Source organism: Acidocella sp. (genome assembly GCF_050253495.1).
Lineage (GTDB): Bacteria > Pseudomonadota > Alphaproteobacteria > Acetobacterales > Acetobacteraceae > Acidocella.
The window spans coordinates 35,163-51,909 of record NZ_JBFWIX010000016.1 but is presented as its reverse complement, the minus strand read 5'-3'; the positions used below and the strand labels follow the sequence as shown (position 1 = coordinate 51,909).

The following is a 16,747-nucleotide window of genomic DNA, read 5'->3' as shown; positions in this document are numbered from 1 at the left end:
CCTTATTATTCAGCCCGCTTCAGTTACCCGGCGACAACCGCAGGGTTTTGCAACAGGCCGATATAGGGTGCCGCATCGTTCAGATTGCTCACCACTTTATAGGCCATGCCATGCATTTCATCGGTCGGCGGCAGCAGATCTGGCACCATGATCACCCGCATGCCCGCCGCATGTGCCGCCCTCACCCCATTGTATGAATCCTCGAATGCCAGGCAACGCGCCGGTTCCACCCCCAGAAGCCCCGCCGCCTTTAAATAAGGGTCGGGATTCGGCTTGCCACGGCTTACATCGTCACGTGTGACAATATGGGGGAAACGGTGTGCGATTCCCGCAAGCTGCAAATGGTGATCCGTCCTAACCCGGCTCGAAGAGGTGGCAATGGCACGCTTGAGGCCCCGGCGCTCCAGATCGTCCAACATATCCACAACGCCAAGCTTCAGGCGAAGTTTTCCTGAATCGACCATTTCGCGCAAATGCACTTCCTGGGTGGCAAAATATTTCTCAAGCGGAAAATCCGCGCCATAATGCTCCGTCACCAACGCACGGCATTTATCCGCCGGCGCGCCGATCATCAGATAACAGAACTCATTTGGCATATCGTATCCAAGCGCCTTGCCAGCACTCACCAGCGCTTCCATGGCCAACGTTTCCGTGTCCAGCAACAAGCCGTCCATATCGAAAATCACGGCCTCAATCGGTAATGCGCCTTGTGCATGCAACGTCATCAAATGTCCTTTCAAACAGCCCGCCTCAATGTCGGCGGATCAAATTCATGGAACCGGCTTGAAAAATATTTCACGCGACCGATCAGAATATCTCACTGCTATTTAGTTGAATGCCCTCATGCAGACAACCGACACGGACAAGCCGGACCAAAGGATTTTTACTGAAACCAGGAATTATACGATGTTTTTGAGAAACAAATGAAATATATTCTTTTTGAATTCTGCATTTCTTCAAAAAAGAAGGAAAGCAGAAGAACATATCCAATGCGCAGAAAATTTTCCAGAAAAAACATTGAAGTTTTTTGTAAAAAAACTTGACGATACTGCCTAATCACGTTTCAACATGCCCATGGCTGTGTACAAAAAAACATCAACCATGCAACGGCTTCTTGCCACCAGCTTGCTTTTTTTCGGCTTGTCCGCTCAAGCGAAAGCCGAAACAATTACGGTGGCGATGGTCAATAATCCAGACATGGTCACCGTCGAACATCTAGCTCCCTTCTTTACCAAAAAGACAGGCATTCACATCAACTGGGTGATGCTGCCCGAGAACCGACTGCGCCAGCGTGTGACAATGGATGTCGCCACCCATTCCGGCACGTTCGACGCGGTGATGATCGGCCCTTATGAAGTGCCGTTATGGGCCAATGCGGGATGGCTGGCGAAAATCCCCGATCCTGGCCCGGCCTACGATCTCAACGATATTTTTCAGACCGTCCGTGACGAGCTATCCTATAAGGGAAGCATTTATGCCTTGCCCTTCTATGCGGAAAGCTCAATGACCTATTACCGCAAGGATCTCTTCGCCAAGGCGGGGCTAACCATGCCGGCGCATCCGACCTACAGCGAAATTGCTCAGTTTGCCGACAAAATTACCGACAAGAAACACGGCATCTATGGCATCTGCCTACGTGGCCTGCCCGGCTTCGGGGAAAACATGGCCTTCATTTCCACCTTGGTGAACGCCTTTGGCGGACGCTGGTTCGACATGAACTGGACACCGCAACTCACCAGCCCGCAATGGGAAACCGCTATTTCCTATTACGTCAGGCTGTTGCGCAAGGATGGGCCGCCCAACGCCGCCTCCAACGGTTTCACAGAAAATCTGGCTCTGTTTGCTTCCGGCAAATGCGGCATCTGGGTCGATTCCACCGTCGCCGCCGGGACGTTGTTCGACCCGCATAGTTCCCGCGTTGCCAAGGTCACCGGTGTCGCCCAAGCCCCTGAAGAGAGCACCACCGCCGGCTCTCACTGGCTCTGGTCCTGGGCTTTCGCCATTCCCGTGACTTCGCACAAGAAGCAGGCAGCGGAGAAGTTCATCGCCTGGGTGACATCCAAGCAATATATCCGGCTGGTCGCCCAAACCCATGGCTGGGTCGGCGTTCCCGCCGGCACTCGCCAATCGACCTACGACAACCCAGCCTATGAACAGGCCGCCCCCTTTGCTCCGCTTGTGGAAGAAGCCATCAAATCAGCCGACACGGCACACCCCTCCGCCCTGCCCGTGCCTTATATTGGCATCCAGTATGTGGATATTCCGATTTTCACCGGCATTGGCACGACCGTGGGGCAAGACATGGCAGCCGCCCTGGCGGGGCGGATGAGCGTCAAGCAAGCCCTCGCGCGCGCCCAGCGCACCACCAAACTGGCCGTTGAAGCCGCGGGGTATCTGAAGAAATGAGCCGTCGAACAGCGCTCCCGGCCCGCTGGCCGTTCTTGTCACCCGCCATCGCGGTCCTAGCACTTTGGGCCGTCGTGCCGCTGGCCATGACGTTGTGGTATTCGTTTCATTATTACAACCTCTTGCAGCCGCATCGACATCTTTTCGTCGGTATCGCCAATTATCGTTTCCTCTTCGCCGACCCAACGGCATTGGATGCGATCCTCAACAGCATCGTGCTGGTGGCCAGCGTGCTGATCATCTCGCTCGTCCTGGGCACCTTGCTCGCGCTGCTACTCTCGCAGGAGTTTCCGGGACGCTCGGCGGCCCGGCTGCTCACCATCTCACCCTTCTTCGTCATGCCACCCGTGGCGGCGCTGATCTGGAAAAACCTGCTGCTTGACCCGCTCAGCGGTTTCATCGCCTGGTGCCTGCATCTTCTTGGCCTTCCCGCCATTGCTTGGTTCACCACCGCCCCGATGAGCGCCCTGATCATCATCATCTCATGGGAGTGGGTTCCTTTCGCCACGCTCATCCTGCTCACAGCCCTGCAATCTCTGGATACCGACCAGATCGAAGCCGCCCGGATGGATGGCGCCGGCCCCTTCTCGCGGCTGCGCTACATCATCCTGCCGCATCTCGGCCGCCCAGCCGCGATCGTGATCATGATGGAGACCATCTTCCTGCTCTCGATCTTCGCCGAAATTCTCACCACCACGGCGGGAGGCCCTGGCGATGCGACGACAACCCTTACCTTCCTGGTCTATATCCGCGCCTTGCTGAATTTCAGCGTTGGCGGTGCCTCGGCGGCGGGGGTGCTGGCAATCGTTTTCGCCAATCTGGTTGGGCTGTTTCTGCTGCGCAGCATTGCCCGCACGATCACGAAATGACGACCATGCGACAAAACTCCTTCAACACCCGCTTGCTGGCCCTTCTGGCTTGGTTCGTGGCGCTCTGCTTTGCCTTTCCGATCATCTGGATGATCGTCACCGCCTTCAAGACAGAACGTCAGGCCATCGCCATGCCGCCGCTTCTGGTCTTTCATCCGGTGCTTAGCAGCTTCGCCGCGGCGCTCAACGGAACCGGCTATGTCAATTTCGCTCTTAACAGCGTCATCGTCAGCCTGGGCTCCACCCTTCTGGCCATCGTCATTGCCTTCCCAGCCGCCTATGCGCTGGCCTTCCGTCCCGGAAAGGGCACGCAAGGCATTCTGGTCTGGATGCTGTCCACCAAGATGCTACCGCCCGTTGGTGCCCTGGTGCCGGTTTATCTCATCTATCGCGATGTCGGATTGCTGGATACACGCACCGGGCTGATCATCCTGAACATGTTGATGAACCTGCCCCTGGTGGTCTGGATGCTGTATTCCTTCTTCCGGGACATTCCAAACGCCATCCTGGAAGCCGCGAAGGTGGATGGCGTCAGCACCCGCCAGCAAATGATCCATCTGCTGCTGCCATTGGCCGCACCGGGCATCGCGTCCACGGCGCTGCTCTGCATCATCTTCGCCTGGAACGAGTCCTTCTGGGCCATCAACCTCACGGCCGCGCATGCCGGCACGCTCGCCTCCTTCATCACCCGTTTCTCGCAGCCTGAGGGCTTGTTCTGGGCCAAATTATCGGCCGCTTCCGTGGTTACGGTCGCGCCGGTGCTGATCTTCGGAGCCCTCACGCAACGCCATCTCGTCCGCGGTCTCACTTTCGGCGCGGTCAAATAGGAGCCTCTCATGGCCACTCTCGAACTACGCAATATCCGCAAGACCTACGGCACCAGCACGGAGGTCGTGAAAGGCATAAATCTCTCCATTGCCGACAGGGAGTTCGTTGTTTTCGTCGGCCCGTCCGGCTGCGGCAAATCAACCTTGCTGCGTATGATCGCCGGGTTGGAATCGATCACATCCGGCGAGCTTTACATTGATGGCGCGCTCTCGAACGACATTCCAGCGGATAAGCGCGAACTGGCCATGGTTTTCCAGTCCTATGCGCTGTATCCGCACATGAGCGTCGCGGAAAATATGGGATTTTCGCTGAAGATGGCCAAGCGCCCCAAAGCGGAGATCGAGGAAAAGGTACAGGAAGCGGCACGTATTCTACAGCTCGAAGCGCTTCTCAAACGCCGCCCGCGCATGCTCTCCGGCGGGCAACGCCAGCGTGTCGCCATCGGGCGGGCTATTGTGCGCCATCCCAAATGTTTTCTCTTCGATGAGCCTTTATCTAATCTCGACGCGGCGCTGCGTATGCAGATGCGCGCGGAAATCGCCAAGTTGCACCACGACCTCGAATCCACGATGATCTATGTCACCCACGATCAGGTCGAGGCCATGACCATGGCGGACAGAATTGTGGTGCTCAATGGCGGCCATATCGAACAGGTGGGCACCCCCATGGAGCTGTACCATACACCCGCCACACGCTTCGTGGCGGAGTTCATCGGCGCTCCACGCATGAACATGATCTCCACGAAAGTGACATCGGCGAGCGGAACTTCCGTATCGCTCGCGCTCCCGGGGGGCGCCACGGTCGATGTCGCCAGCCCCTCCGCCAAACTAACGCCAGGTGAGGAGTTGACGCTGGGGCTGCGCCCCGAAACGCTGGATCTGGACGCAAACGGCCTGCTGCATGGCAAGATCGATGTCGTCGAACATCTTGGCTCGGAAACTCTGGTTTATGTCGAGGTCCCAGGCACGGAGGGCATAATCGTGAAGGCCGCGCCGGATCAACCGGCAAAACCCGGCGAACGGGTCGGCATCACCCCCCGGCTTGAACGCGCTTGCCTGTTCGACAAATCCGGCCAAGCCCTACGCGCGGCATAAGGGACTGTGCCTATTGCCGCGTCAGACCACCACGGCGCCGGTAAGAAACTGGAGACAGCCCTGTCTGAGCCCTGAAGGCGCGTGAGAACGCACTGGTTTCACTATAGCCCAACCGCTCACCAATGGCGGTGATGGGCAGTGAAGTCTTTATTAATAAGGACTGCCCCAACCGCGTGCGCACCTGGTTGCGTAGCTGCATGAAATTCAGCCCCAGTTCGGTCAAGCGCCTCTGCAGGCTGCGCTGGCTCAAACCGAAATCCGCCGCGGCGTCTTCAATATCCATGCGCAGCCCGTGACATAAGCAGGCATTGATCCACGCTTCCAACCCGCTTTGCCAGTCGAGGCGACGTTCATGCAACCTGAGTTCATCGTCAAGTTCCGCGCGCAGCATGTTAAAGCGCGCCTCATTGGCCCCCAAAGGCTGGCGGGCCAGCAGCGCCGCCGGAAATAAAATCGCGTTATGCGTTGCACCAAACCGCAAAGGACAATCAAACTGAGCCTGATAGGCGTCCAGCATGTCATCTGGTCCATGGGCCAGTTCAACCCCCTGCTTCCGCCAAGCAGGCCCCAGCAAGGTGCGCAAAAACCCGTCCTCCATGGCAATGGTGAAATTGGCATCCTGGACCCTGCAACGTACCGCATTGTCGGTGATGGCATAAGATAACCGCGCAACACCATTACTCACACTCAGGCGGTTGGTGGTATTGGTCTGCACCAGCCCAAAATAACCGACAAAGGCGCTGATGGCCTCCCCCATATTGGGAGCCGCCTGCATCAACGCGCCCAGCTTACCAAATGCGCTGATGTGAAAATCACGCCCGAGATTGAGACCGAATGTGGTATCGGCCAATTCCATGGCGGCGGCCTCCAGCAGCGATGTGAAGGTCGCAAGCGGAAAAGCTTCGTCCATCGCCTGGTCCAACGCCACAGAACCGCCGGTCATTTGCCCAAGATGGGCCAAATGCGGCCGCCCCCGTGTAATCGCCAGCAACGCTTCGCGGGCTATACCGGCATTGATCGCGGAGGTTGATGGCAAAACAAACCTTGTTTCATCGCGCATGCCTGCATCCAAGCAAATTTCGTACCTGCCTTAGGCATTAAAATATGGCGGCCAGGAACAGCCCCATGACTGATCCGCGAGGCCGCGCATTCCATGTCATCCCGCGTTAAAGCGGAATGGTGCCGGATCGGTAAACGGCGCCTTACCGGTCATCAGCTCAGCCGCCAGTCGCCCCGCCGCCAAGCCGATGCCAAACCCATGCCCGGAAAACCCGCTGGCCATGAACAAACCGGGAAGAGGCAAAGCCGAGATGACCGGCAAGGCGTTGGGAGTGGTATCTATCATGCCGGACCATGCATCGGTGATTCGCGCCCCCACGAAGCCCGGCACGGCTTTAACCAGATTTTGCAATGCCTTTTGCGGCAAGTCGCCATATGGAGCAGTACTGTTGATGCGGATCCGTTCAAAAATGGTCGGCTCGGTACTGGGCCAATGCCGTGCCGTGATAAAGCTATTCAGCGTATTGGGGCCGAGGCGCAATTGCAATTCGCGCCATCCCGCACGGAAGGCGGGTAGGAAATCCCGGGCGAGCAGCAAATTATCCAACCCCAGTTCGACAATATTGGCATTGCGCACGGCAATTGAATAACCACCATCCAGACGCCTGCGACAAGCGAAATCCGTACCACCGACGGCGAATTGCGGCACCCGTTGGTTGTGTTCAATTCGCGCGACTGTCGCGCGCACGAGCAATTGCTTAAAATGAATGCCGAGATTGCCCGTGAACAGGCGCGTCCAGGCGCCTGCCGCCACCAGCGCCGCACCGCATTTGATCAACCCACGTTCGCTCACCACGCCGCTCACTTTCCCGGCCTGAGTGTCAATGCCGCGAACCGCACAGTTCGTGAGCAGCACCGCGCCCTTTGCCCTTGCCCCTTCGGCAATGGCGGCGGTTGCTAGCGAAGGCTCGGACCGGCCATCCTGGGCGGTGTACAACCCGCCACGAAAGTGGCGCCCCGTGCCGGGGAGCATATTCGCAAGCTCCACGGCGGAAAGCAGCTTCGATTCCAGCCCAAAAGCACGTGTCTTGGCGAACCAAGCCTCGTGATTGGCCATCTCGCGGGCATTGGCGGCGGCATAAAGGATGCCGCTTTCAACATAGCCTGTTTCCGCCCCCACCCGCTGTCGTAATTCAGGCCAAAGCCGCTTGGCTTCAATGGCAAGGGGAATTTCCGCCGGGTCTCGCCCCTGGCGGCGTACCCACCCCCAATTACGGCAAGATTGCTCAGCGCCAATCTCGCCTTTTTCACACAAAGCCACGCGATGGCCACGCTCCGCGAGTTCGAGCGCGGTGCTGGCGCCAATGATTCCGCCACCGATGATCACCACATCAACTTCATCGGGAAGATCCGTGTCGCCATCGATTTTACGGTACAGGCTCATCTGTCGAGCAGCTTTCCGTCCTCATCATGGATAATCGCGTCGACCTGAATTTCAACCATCATGCCTGGCCGCGTCAAACCCGCCTCGACACCGGTGGAAACCGGGTCGATCCCCTTGAATACCTCGCCATGGGCTTTGACGAACCCAGCCACCCCGTTTTTCATGTCGGATAGAAAAACCACGGTACGCACAACATGTTTGAGTTCCGCGCCAAGCTCCCGCAACGCTTGTTCGATACGTTTCATGACGAAGATGGTCTGCTCATAAGCATCGTTCGGCGCATGCACCTCGTTTTGCTCATTCACCGCGGTGGTGCCCGCGATAAACACATAAGGCCCCACACGCTTGCCGCGCGCATAGGACCCAACGACCTCGAAGCGCCCGCCGGAAAAATATTTTTGTACACTCATGGTTCAGAAATTCCCCAAATAACGCTCGATCTCAACAGGCGTCACCTGAGCGGCGACAAAATCGATTTCACGCCGCGCCTGCTGAGCGAGAATGGTCAGACGGTCGTCCCCCAAGGCATTGCGCAAAAAGGCGGATTTTTCGGCCAGCGCAACCGCTTCGGGCATGGTTTTGGGTAACGCTCCCGCTCCCTCGCATCCCGGGGCATAGCCATCGCCCACACAAGGCTCGCTCGGCTCAAGCCCCTGCTCGACCCCATCGAGCCCAGCCGCGATATCGGCCGCCATCAGATAATACGGGTTACAATCGGCGGCCGCGTCTCTCTTCTCGATCCGCACGGCGGCATCGGCCCCTTCAATCACACGCAACCCAACAGTGCGGTTATCAAATCCCCAATTCGCATTGGTGGGGCAGAATGTATAGGGTAAACGACGACGCATGGCATTGGGCGTCGTGGAGCCCGCCAGCGTGACCTCGGCCATGCGTTTTTGCAACCCGGCGAGGAAAGAAAGCCCAATACGGCTCAAATGCCCATGATCGGCGAAAACATTCTTGCCGCCCTTCCAGACCGAATAATGCGCGTGAAACCCGTTGCCGGACTGGTCGATAAAAGGCTTCGCCATGAAGGTGGCGAGTAGCCCCTTGGTGTGCGCGAGCTCCTTCACCAGATTGCGGAATTTGACGACATTATCGGCGGACGTCAAAGCATCGGCATAGCGAATATTCACCTCCGCCTGGCCCGCCGCATATTCTGGATTCGATTGTTCGATGGGGATTCCCATCTCATTGATCATCTGGCGAATTGGACCCAACACATATTCATTCTGCGCGGCACGGGCGAGCGAATAGACCTGAATACCCTTTTCAACGGGACATTTGGTCGCAGGGTCAACAAGATAAAACTCAAGCTCGGCGCCAACCTTAATCTCAAAACCGAGAGCATTCGCACGGTCGATCTGACGCAGCAGGGCATTGCGAGGATCTATGGGCACGGGTTTATGATTCATGCCCTCGGCATAGCCCAGGCAAAAAGCAACGCCAGGCTCCCACGGCACGGCAACAGGCGCATGCAGGGGAAATATATGCATGTCGGGAAACCCATTAGAAAAACTAACATACGGTGTATCCCAGACATCGCACGTCATATCGAGCGCCATCATGGCGATGGAAACAGCGTTGCCGGATTTACAAACACTGGGCCAATGACTGGCCGGAAAACGCTTGCCACGCATAATGCCGTTGAGGTCACCCACACCCATGGCAATGGTATGAGTGCCTTCAGGCAAGGGAAAAATCGGTTTGTCAGTCATGATGATTGCCACTTACTGAAGGGATTTCGAGAAAAGCCCCTTTATGAAAAAGGGGCTGAGTTTCATGAAAGTTCGAAGACGCCCTTACAATCGCAAGGGCTTCCCGTCACCATTCATAAGCACGGTCGATGCCCGCCATCTTCACACCCGTGAAGGCGGATGCCTCAAAGGAGAGCGCGCGCAAATCCTCTATGTCGAGATTATGCACATTAGACTTGCCACACGCCTTGGCCAACGCCGTCACTTCCATGGTCATGGCCGTGAGGAAGCGTGCCACGCGCTCGGCCCCCGCCGCCACATCCATGCGCGCGGTCAATTCGGGATTCTGCGTTGCCACGCCCACCGGGCAAAGCCCTGTATGGCAATGATGACAAGCCCCTGGGCTAGTACCGAGCTTCTTGTAATCATCCAGATAACGGGGCGAGTTACAGCCCAGCGAAATCATGGCGGAATTGCCGATCATCACGGCATCCGCCCCCAGGGCCAGGCATTTTGCTGCATCGACACCGGAGCGTATTCCCCCAGCCGCCACCAACGAAACCTTACCGGACATGCCGCATTCATCCAGCGCCTCACGTGCCGCGCGAATGGCTGAGATCGTAGGAATACCGGTGTGGTTTAGCAGCAATTCCGGCGAAGCGCCGGTGCCCCCCTCGGCGCCATCCACCACCACCACGTCGACCCCGGCCTTGGCGGCAATCGCCACGTCATAACGCGGGCGGGTGGCTCCCATCTTGAGGAAGATCGGCACCTGATAATTGGTCGCAATGCGAAGCTCTTCAACCTTGATGGCCAGATCGTCGGCCCCCAGCCAATCCGGGTGACGCACGGTGGAACGCTGATCCACGCCTTCGGGCAAGGTACGCATCTGCGAGACGCGAGGCGAGACTTTCATGCCAAGCAGCAACCCGCCCGTACCGGGCTTGGCGCCCTGGCCAACGACGATTTCCAACCCATCGGCCCGGCGCAGATGGTCCAAATCGAGCCCGTAGCGGGCCGGTGACATCTGATAGACCAGCTTGCACGAGGCCGCGCGCTCTTCCTCCAGCATGCCGCCCTCTCCGGTGCAGGTCATGGTCCCCACCTTGCTGGCGCCATGGCCCAGCGCCTCCTTGGCATTGGCCGAGAGCGCGCCGAACGACATTGACGCGATATAAATAGGGATCTTAAGCTCGATGGGCCTTTCGACAATGCCACGGCCACCACCCAGCACGGTGGTGGTATCGCAACTCTCCCGGTACCCTTCAAGAGGCAGGCGCGTCATGGTGGCGGGCACGAAGGTGAGGTCATCAAACGTGGGAAAGCGCTTGTTGAACGTGTTAAAGCCGCGCACCTGGTAACGGCCCAATTGTGACAGGGCATGCACCTCGGAAATGGCCTCCGGCGTCCAGCGCAACGAGCCACCGACATCGTAAGAAGACGGTACGCCGGCGGGGCGGCCGGGAATGGCGCCATCGCCAAACTTGACCATATCCTCGGAAGGATCGGGGAACGGATAATTATAGCCGCTGTTCAGATCATCAGCCATGCGTTTGCATCCCTGCTCTCGAAATACCAAAGACGCTGGCCCGCGACGATGCGCCGCCAGTTACGTGAGTTGTCGACAAGCCCGAGCGGGGCGAGGATTGCATCCACCTCGGCCACCTGCTCCGCCGTTGGATCAACAATTATCGCGTCCACGCCGAGACTCTCGATCTCGCCCGCGACCCAGATCTCGCCCTGCCACAGCGCATCGGCGCAGGAGGAAGACGCACCACCCAGCGCGATGATCTTGCCGCTATGCGCCATGAAACCCGCCTGGGCACCGAGCTTACCTTCAACGACGATGTTGCCACCCTTCATGGCCACGCCCGCGCGCGGCCCGGTATCGCCCTTAACGTGAATGAGACCGCCCCGCATGGCCGCGCCTACCGACATGCCGGCATAACCGCCAACCGTGATATGCCCAGAATCCATGCCCTCGCCCACGCCCCACCCGGCATCGCCTTCGATGTTCACACGCGCGCCCGTATTCAAGCCGCCACAATAATAGCCGACCGATCCCTCAAAGCTGACATCGACGCCGGGTGGCAGGCCAACCCCCAAATTATGACGTGAGAGCGTATTGATCACCCGCAAGGATTGATGGATGCGCGCCGCCTCCTGAATCTCCGCGGCGACATCCTTGATGGGCCTAGCACCCACATCGATCACATAATCGCTCATGCCGCCAAGGCTCCACGCCCCCAAATGCCCGTTTTCGCCGGACCGTCATAATTGATGATTTTCGCACCGCCTGGATAAACACGGCGCAGCGCCTGCTCTTCGGTCGCAGCACAGAAAGTACCCGCCTCCTGCACGGTGGCCAGGGGCTTGATGGCGAAACGGTCCTTGGCGAAACCAATACCGTTCATATCCGCAATCATGTAGGTGAACACGCCGTCGATCTGCTTGATCGAAAGATCAAGCGCCTCTTGCAGGCTCAAGCCCTGGCTCATCTCATGCGACACCCAAACCGCGATCAGTTCGGAATCGTTCTGTGTCAGAAAACGATACCCCTGCCGCTCCAGCCGAGAGCGCCAATTGGTGTAGTCGGTGATCTGACCATTATGTACAATGGCGACATCGGGAAATGGCCGCGCCCAAAACGGATGGCTTGCATTGGGCCGCACCGCGCTCTCGGTGGCCAGGCGGGCATGACCCAGCCCGTGTGTACCGATCATGCCGCGCACATTGTGCTTTTCAGCCACCTGAACCGCACCACCCATGTCCTTGATGATTTCGAGCGACCGCCCCACCGACTGCACTTCAAGCCGTGAACAGATCGTATCGGCATCGTGAATCCAACGTGCCATATCGGTGGGATCGCTGATCACCATGCGGACGGAATAATGTTTGTCGCCACTGGCGTCCCAGGTTGGATTTTCAAGAAAATCCCCTCCATGCTCGCGCAGGATGAACAGAAAATCCTCCAGATCCTTGCCCAGCTTGGCACGCTCGAACCCCATGGCGCGCACGACATAACCAACCTCACGAGGCTGGGCATAAACGGCAAACCCGGTACTGTCAGAGCCACGATGGGCCTGGGCATCCATCAGCTCTACCAAATCTGTCCCCACATCCCCCAGCCCGCCTAATATTCGACCAGCAATTCCGCACATTAAGTATATCTCCTGTTTTTTGCCCAAACAAAGATCATAAATTGAGCAGCAAACGACAACAGGGACATTAGCGCGGCATATAGCGGCATTTCTTGACAGTTTACGCCATTTTACATTTGCTCAACCCCAACAGCATGAGCGACGCGTCATACCCGCGCCCCACCCAACACGAGGCGGTCATGCCCTCAGCATAGGCAGCTCCCCGTAAGCAACCGCCCGCGGGCTGCGGGCGTTTACACTTGACCCACGGCCTGATTATCTGTTGCCGACTCACCCACGTGGCATTCGGTTGGAACGCAGCAACATCATGGCAAGCAAGCGCAAATATATTGTTCCAATAATCGCCATCATTTTGGTGGTTTTGCTGGGCATTGGCGCCTATCTGCATTGGCGCACGGCACCCAATGCGGCTCGCCTCACGCTTTATGGCAATGTCGATATCCGCGAGGTCAATGCCGCTTTTTACGATTCAGGGCGCATCAACCATATGATGCTCCAGGAAGGCGATGCTGTTCGCAAGGGCCAACTGATCGCCACACTCGATAAAAGCCGTTTCGCCGATGCGCTTAACAGCGCCAATGCCCAGGCTTCCAACCAAAAAGAGATCCTTGCCGCCTTGCTCGCGGGCTCGCGCCCCGAGCAGATCGCCCAGGCCAAGGCACAAATGGATGCGCTGGCCGCCATATATCAAAACGACGCGGCCAATTTCAGCCGCTACGCCTCGCTGGCTCCCGGCGGAGCGGCAACCATACAGCAACGTGACGACGCCAGAGCCGCCTATCTCAATGCAAAGCAAAATTACGAAGCCGCCAAGCAAGCCTATATTCTGGCCGTGAAGGGCCCGCGCGACGAGGACATTGCCGCCGCACAGGCCGCCTATAACGCCGCGAAAGCCAACGCGGCCCTGGCCCAGCAGGAATATGAAGACACCGAACTCCATGCTCCGGCTAGCGGTGTCGTCGAGGATCGCGTCCAGGAACCGGGCGACATGACCTCGCCATCCACGCCGGTTTACATCATCGCCCTCACCAATCCTCTCTGGGTACGCGCCTATGTGCCCGAGAGCGATCTAGGCCGCATCCAGCTTGGCATGACGGCAAATGTCAGCACGGATTCCTACCCAGGCAAAATCTATCGTGGATGGATTGGTTACATCTCTCCCACAGCTGAATTCACCCCCAAGACGGTCGAAACCCCCGACCTGCGCGCCCAACTCGTTTATCAAGTTCGTGTTTATGCCTGCAACTCGCAAGGCCAATTGCAACTTGGCATGCCGGCAACCGTGACCATAGACCTCGCCCAAAACCGGACGAAAGACGCGGCACGTGGCGCGGATGTCTGTGACGGCGCCAATGCTCCCGCAAACTGACCCTCCCCAGCAGGCATTGGTTCTGGCGGGGGTCACGCGCCGGTTTCGCATGGCTAAGCGCATCGTCACAGCACTCGAAGATGTGACCGCGCAAACATCGCCAGGGCTGGTGACCGGACTGATCGGCCCGGATGGTGCTGGCAAAACCACCTTGATGCGCCTAATCTGCGGGCTGCTCCGGCTCGACAAAGGCAAAATCTCCGTATTCGGCACCGACGTAAGCGCCGCCCCTCTTAAGGTACAAGGCATGATTTCCTACATGCCGCAGCGCTTCGGGCTTTATGAAGACCTGACCGTGCAGGAAAATCTCGACCTCTATGCCGACCTGCAGGGCGTCCCGGCCGCGAACCGCCCAGCTCAATATGACGAGTTGCTGCACATGACCGGTATGCGCCCCTTCACATCGCGTCTAGCCGGGCGCCTTTCAGGAGGCATGAAACAAAAGCTGGGGCTGGCTTGCACGCTGATCCGCCCGCCGCGCCTGCTGCTGCTGGACGAACCAACCGTTGGTGTCGATCCGGTTTCACGCCGGGAACTCTGGCAAATTATCGACCAGCTGGTGCGTGGCGCCGGCATGAGCGTCTTGCTCTCCACCGCCTATCTCGACGAGGCGGAGCGCTGCGATGAGGTGCTGCTGCTGCATGAAGGCCAGTTGATCGGCTCCGGCAGACCGGAGACATTTACCCAGGTCATGACGGGACGCAGCTTTCTGGCCCGCGCGGAAGGCGTGCCCAAGCGGGCGCTGCAAACGGCTCTGGCCGCCGCGCCAGGCGTTACCGATGCGTTGATCCAAGGAGAAGCCGTCCGGCTTGTGCTGAATGAGCACGTCGCGCCCGAGGCCATTGAACCAGCCGACATCGACGGCCTCACACTCACCCCCGTGCCGCCATGCTTCGAGGACAGATTCATCGACCTCCTGCGCGCCAAAAACGGCCTACAGGTACCAATGGCGCAACATACGCCACCGACCGTCACCGCCTCCGTCCCACATGACGCCGCCATCGAGGTTGCCAACCTCACCAAGCGTTTCGGCGCTTTCACGGCGGTTGACGATATCAGCTTCACGGTTGAACGTGGAGAGATCTTCGGCCTTCTGGGCGCCAATGGTGCTGGAAAATCAACCACCTTTCGCATGTTGTGCGGTTTATTGCCCGCCACCAGCGGCCGGCTGCGGGTCGATGGATTTGACCTGCGCACAGCGGCCGCCACCGCACGGGGGCGACTCGGTTATATGGCTCAGAAATTCTCCTTATATGGCGAACTGAGCGTCATTCAGAATCTACGTTTTTTTGCCTCGGCTTATGGGTTGCGCGGCGCTCGGCGCACTGAGCGCATCAATTGGGCCTTAGACGAGTTTGAGCTAAGCCATTATACCAATGCCACCAGCCGCGACCTTCCTCTTGGCTTCAAGCAACGCATGGCCCTTGCCTGTGCCCTTATGCATGAACCTGACATATTGTTTCTCGACGAACCCACCTCCGGCGTCGACCCGCTAGCGCGGCGTGAGTTCTGGCAGCGCATCAACGCCTTGGCGGATCAAGGCGTCACCGTACTGGTAACCACCCACTTCATGGACGAGGCCGAATATTGCGACCATTTGGTCATCATGGCGCAGGGCCGAATTCTGGCGGCGGGCACTTCAGAGGCCCTCAAAAACGCGGCGCGCGCACCTGACCAGCCGGCCCCAACCATGGAAGATGCCTTTGTGTCCCTCATCATGGCCAGCAGCAATCCCAAACCAGCCGGACAAGCGGCATGAACGCGGTGCTGATGCGTCTGCGCGGGCTGGTCCGCAAGGAAACATTGCAAATCCTGCGCGACCCCTCCTCCATCGCCATTGCCTTCATTCTGCCGACAGTGCTGCTGCTGTTGTTTGGCTATGGCGTGTCACTTGACGCCCGCCATGTGGGGCTGGGGCTGGTGGTCGACACGCCAAGCGCCGCGGCTACTAGTTTCACAGCCGAATTCCGCCATTCCCCCTACTTCACGCCTCATGATTTCACCAATGAAAAGGCTGCCACACAGGCCATGAATGCCGGCGCCATAGAAGGGTTCATCTGGCTGCGGGGCGACTTCGCCCGTAAACTCGCAACCGGTCAAAGCCCGGCCATCGCGCTCTTCGTCAACGGCATAGACGCCAACAATGCGCGACTGATCGAAAATTATGTCGAGCAAAGCTGGGCGGATTGGATTCAACGTCAAGCCGCGCGAACTGGCATCTCCAACTCGGTTCCGATCGATGTCGAGCCGCGCATCTGGTTCAACCCCGCCGTCAGAAGCCGGGACTATCTGGTCCCCGGCCTTATCGCCGTCATCATGACCCTCACCGGCGCGCTACTGACCGCCCTGGTCGTCGCGCGCGAATGGGAGCGCGGCACCATGGAAGCACTGATGGTCACCAAGGTAAGCATGCAGGAAATATTGATTTCCAAAATCATCCCTTATTTTCTGCTCGGCATGGGGGGAATGGTTGTATCCGTGTTGATCGCGGTGTTTCTGTTCGGCGTACCGCTGCTGGGTTCGCTCTGCATGCTTGGCTTGGCCTCGTCACTCTTCATGCTTGCTTCGCTCGGCATGGGATTGCTGATTTCGGCCGTGGCCAAGACACAATTTGTCGCCGGACAAATCGCCATCATCGCCACTTTTCTTCCGGCCTTCATCCTTTCCGGTTTCATATTCGATATTTCCAGCATGCCAGTGCCTGTTCAACTACTCACACATATCGTCGCGGCACGATATTTCGTGGCTATTCTGCAAACCTTGTTTCTGGCAGGCACGGTCTGGTCGGTGATTCTACCCAATCTGTTCGCTCTGCTGGTCATGGCCTTGATGTTTCTGGGGTTGGCACGACTAGCCGCCCGCAAAAGGCTCGACTGACCC

15 protein-coding genes are annotated in these 16,747 nt (G+C 58.2%); 7 read left to right on the top strand and 8 right to left on the bottom strand.

Annotated elements, in window-relative coordinates; all coding sequences use genetic code 11:
• Positions 1–23 precede the first annotated feature (23 nt).
• Complete coding sequence (locus tag AB7D48_RS12490) at positions 24–725, bottom strand: HAD family hydrolase (RefSeq protein ID WP_427979593.1); 702 nt, start codon at positions 723–725, stop codon at positions 24–26.
• A 376-nt stretch (positions 726–1,101) separates the two neighbouring features.
• On the opposite strand from AB7D48_RS12490, the gene AB7D48_RS12485 reads away from it, so the two are divergent.
• The 4 genes from AB7D48_RS12485 to AB7D48_RS12470 are packed head-to-tail and all read left to right on the top strand — an operon-like array spanning position 1,102 to position 5,197.
• Entirely contained in the window at positions 1,102–2,406 is a 1,305-nt protein-coding gene (locus AB7D48_RS12485; RefSeq protein ID WP_427979591.1) for an ABC transporter substrate-binding protein, read from the top strand.
• A complete protein-coding gene (locus AB7D48_RS12480; protein ID WP_427979589.1) occupies positions 2,403–3,275 on the top strand; it encodes a carbohydrate ABC transporter permease in 873 nt (290 codons plus the stop codon). The genes AB7D48_RS12485 and AB7D48_RS12480 overlap by 4 nt, the downstream gene beginning before the upstream one ends.
• Before the next feature lie 5 nt (positions 3,276–3,280).
• Positions 3,281–4,102, top strand: a complete 822-nt coding sequence (locus AB7D48_RS12475) for a carbohydrate ABC transporter permease (RefSeq protein WP_427979629.1) — start codon at positions 3,281–3,283, stop codon at positions 4,100–4,102.
• A gap of 9 nt (positions 4,103–4,111) precedes the next feature.
• Positions 4,112–5,197: an ABC transporter ATP-binding protein gene (locus AB7D48_RS12470; RefSeq protein WP_427979587.1), complete on the top strand. Its 1,086-nt coding sequence runs from the start codon at positions 4,112–4,114 to the stop codon at positions 5,195–5,197.
• Between the two features lie 10 nt (positions 5,198–5,207).
• On the opposite strand, the gene qhpR is transcribed toward AB7D48_RS12470, so the two are convergent.
• The 7 genes from qhpR to AB7D48_RS12435 form a co-directional block, all read right to left on the bottom strand.
• A complete protein-coding gene (qhpR, locus tag AB7D48_RS12465) occupies positions 5,208–6,140 on the bottom strand; it encodes an AraC-like transcriptional regulator QhpR (protein WP_427979584.1) in 933 nt (310 codons plus the stop codon).
• 213 nt (positions 6,141–6,353) lie between these two features.
• Positions 6,354–7,640, bottom strand: a complete 1,287-nt coding sequence (locus AB7D48_RS12460; RefSeq protein WP_427979582.1) for an NAD(P)/FAD-dependent oxidoreductase — start codon at positions 7,638–7,640, stop codon at positions 6,354–6,356.
• A complete protein-coding gene (locus AB7D48_RS12455) occupies positions 7,637–8,050 on the bottom strand; it encodes a Rid family hydrolase (protein ID WP_427979580.1) in 414 nt (137 codons plus the stop codon). The genes AB7D48_RS12460 and AB7D48_RS12455 overlap by 4 nt, the downstream gene beginning before the upstream one ends.
• A 3-nt stretch (positions 8,051–8,053) precedes the next feature.
• A complete protein-coding gene (locus tag AB7D48_RS12450; protein WP_427979577.1) occupies positions 8,054–9,358 on the bottom strand; it encodes a glutamine synthetase family protein in 1,305 nt (434 codons plus the stop codon).
• A gap of 106 nt (positions 9,359–9,464) precedes the next feature.
• The gene (locus AB7D48_RS12445) at positions 9,465–10,886 is read right to left on the bottom strand and encodes an FMN-binding glutamate synthase family protein (protein WP_427979574.1); all 1,422 of its coding nucleotides are present in this window, start codon (positions 10,884–10,886) and stop codon (positions 9,465–9,467) included.
• Complete coding sequence (locus AB7D48_RS12440) at positions 10,871–11,563, bottom strand: protein glxC (RefSeq protein ID WP_427979571.1); 693 nt, start codon at positions 11,561–11,563, stop codon at positions 10,871–10,873. Before AB7D48_RS12440 ends, AB7D48_RS12445 begins: the two co-directional genes overlap by 16 nt.
• Positions 11,560–12,432, bottom strand: a complete 873-nt coding sequence (locus AB7D48_RS12435) for a hypothetical protein (protein WP_427979570.1) — start codon at positions 12,430–12,432, stop codon at positions 11,560–11,562. The genes AB7D48_RS12440 and AB7D48_RS12435 overlap by 4 nt, the downstream gene beginning before the upstream one ends.
• Positions 12,433–12,805: 373 nt before the next feature.
• Here AB7D48_RS12435 and AB7D48_RS12430 point away from each other — a divergent pair, with 373 nt between their 5' ends.
• Genes AB7D48_RS12430 through AB7D48_RS12420 form a run of 3 tightly spaced genes read left to right on the top strand, consistent with a single transcriptional unit; the run spans position 12,806 to position 16,744 of the window.
• On the top strand, positions 12,806–13,867 hold the full coding sequence (locus tag AB7D48_RS12430) for an efflux RND transporter periplasmic adaptor subunit (protein WP_427979567.1): 1,062 nt from the start codon (positions 12,806–12,808) through the stop codon (positions 13,865–13,867).
• A complete protein-coding gene (locus AB7D48_RS12425) occupies positions 13,851–15,626 on the top strand; it encodes an ATP-binding cassette domain-containing protein (protein WP_427979565.1) in 1,776 nt (591 codons plus the stop codon). Before AB7D48_RS12430 ends, AB7D48_RS12425 begins: the two co-directional genes overlap by 17 nt.
• The gene (locus tag AB7D48_RS12420; protein ID WP_427979563.1) at positions 15,623–16,744 is read left to right on the top strand and encodes an ABC transporter permease; all 1,122 of its coding nucleotides are present in this window, start codon (positions 15,623–15,625) and stop codon (positions 16,742–16,744) included. Before AB7D48_RS12425 ends, AB7D48_RS12420 begins: the two co-directional genes overlap by 4 nt.
• The last annotated feature ends 3 nt before the right edge of the window (positions 16,745–16,747 follow it).

Coding starts and splice junctions, on each gene's coding strand:
- AB7D48_RS12480 (WP_427979589.1), top strand. CDS start 2,403: ATGAGCCGTCGAACAGCGCTCCCGGCCCGCTGGCCGTTCTTGTCACCC.
- AB7D48_RS12435 (WP_427979570.1), bottom strand. CDS start 12,432: ATGGATGCCCAGGCCCATCGTGGCTCTGACAGTACCGGGTTTGCCGTT.
- AB7D48_RS12440 (WP_427979571.1), bottom strand. CDS start 11,563: ATGAGCGATTATGTGATCGATGTGGGTGCTAGGCCCATCAAGGATGTC.
- AB7D48_RS12485 (WP_427979591.1), top strand. CDS start 1,102: ATGCAACGGCTTCTTGCCACCAGCTTGCTTTTTTTCGGCTTGTCCGCT.
- AB7D48_RS12445 (WP_427979574.1), bottom strand. CDS start 10,886: ATGGCTGATGATCTGAACAGCGGCTATAATTATCCGTTCCCCGATCCT.
- AB7D48_RS12420 (WP_427979563.1), top strand. CDS start 15,623: ATGAACGCGGTGCTGATGCGTCTGCGCGGGCTGGTCCGCAAGGAAACA.
- AB7D48_RS12450 (WP_427979577.1), bottom strand. CDS start 9,358: ATGACTGACAAACCGATTTTTCCCTTGCCTGAAGGCACTCATACCATT.
- AB7D48_RS12460 (WP_427979582.1), bottom strand. CDS start 7,640: ATGAGCCTGTACCGTAAAATCGATGGCGACACGGATCTTCCCGATGAA.
- AB7D48_RS12430 (WP_427979567.1), top strand. CDS start 12,806: ATGGCAAGCAAGCGCAAATATATTGTTCCAATAATCGCCATCATTTTG.
- AB7D48_RS12470 (WP_427979587.1), top strand. CDS start 4,112: ATGGCCACTCTCGAACTACGCAATATCCGCAAGACCTACGGCACCAGC.
- AB7D48_RS12490 (WP_427979593.1), bottom strand. CDS start 725: ATGACGTTGCATGCACAAGGCGCATTACCGATTGAGGCCGTGATTTTC.
- AB7D48_RS12475 (WP_427979629.1), top strand. CDS start 3,281: ATGCGACAAAACTCCTTCAACACCCGCTTGCTGGCCCTTCTGGCTTGG.
- AB7D48_RS12425 (WP_427979565.1), top strand. CDS start 13,851: ATGCTCCCGCAAACTGACCCTCCCCAGCAGGCATTGGTTCTGGCGGGG.
- AB7D48_RS12455 (WP_427979580.1), bottom strand. CDS start 8,050: ATGAGTGTACAAAAATATTTTTCCGGCGGGCGCTTCGAGGTCGTTGGG.
- qhpR (WP_427979584.1), bottom strand. CDS start 6,140: ATGACCGGCGGTTCTGTGGCGTTGGACCAGGCGATGGACGAAGCTTTT.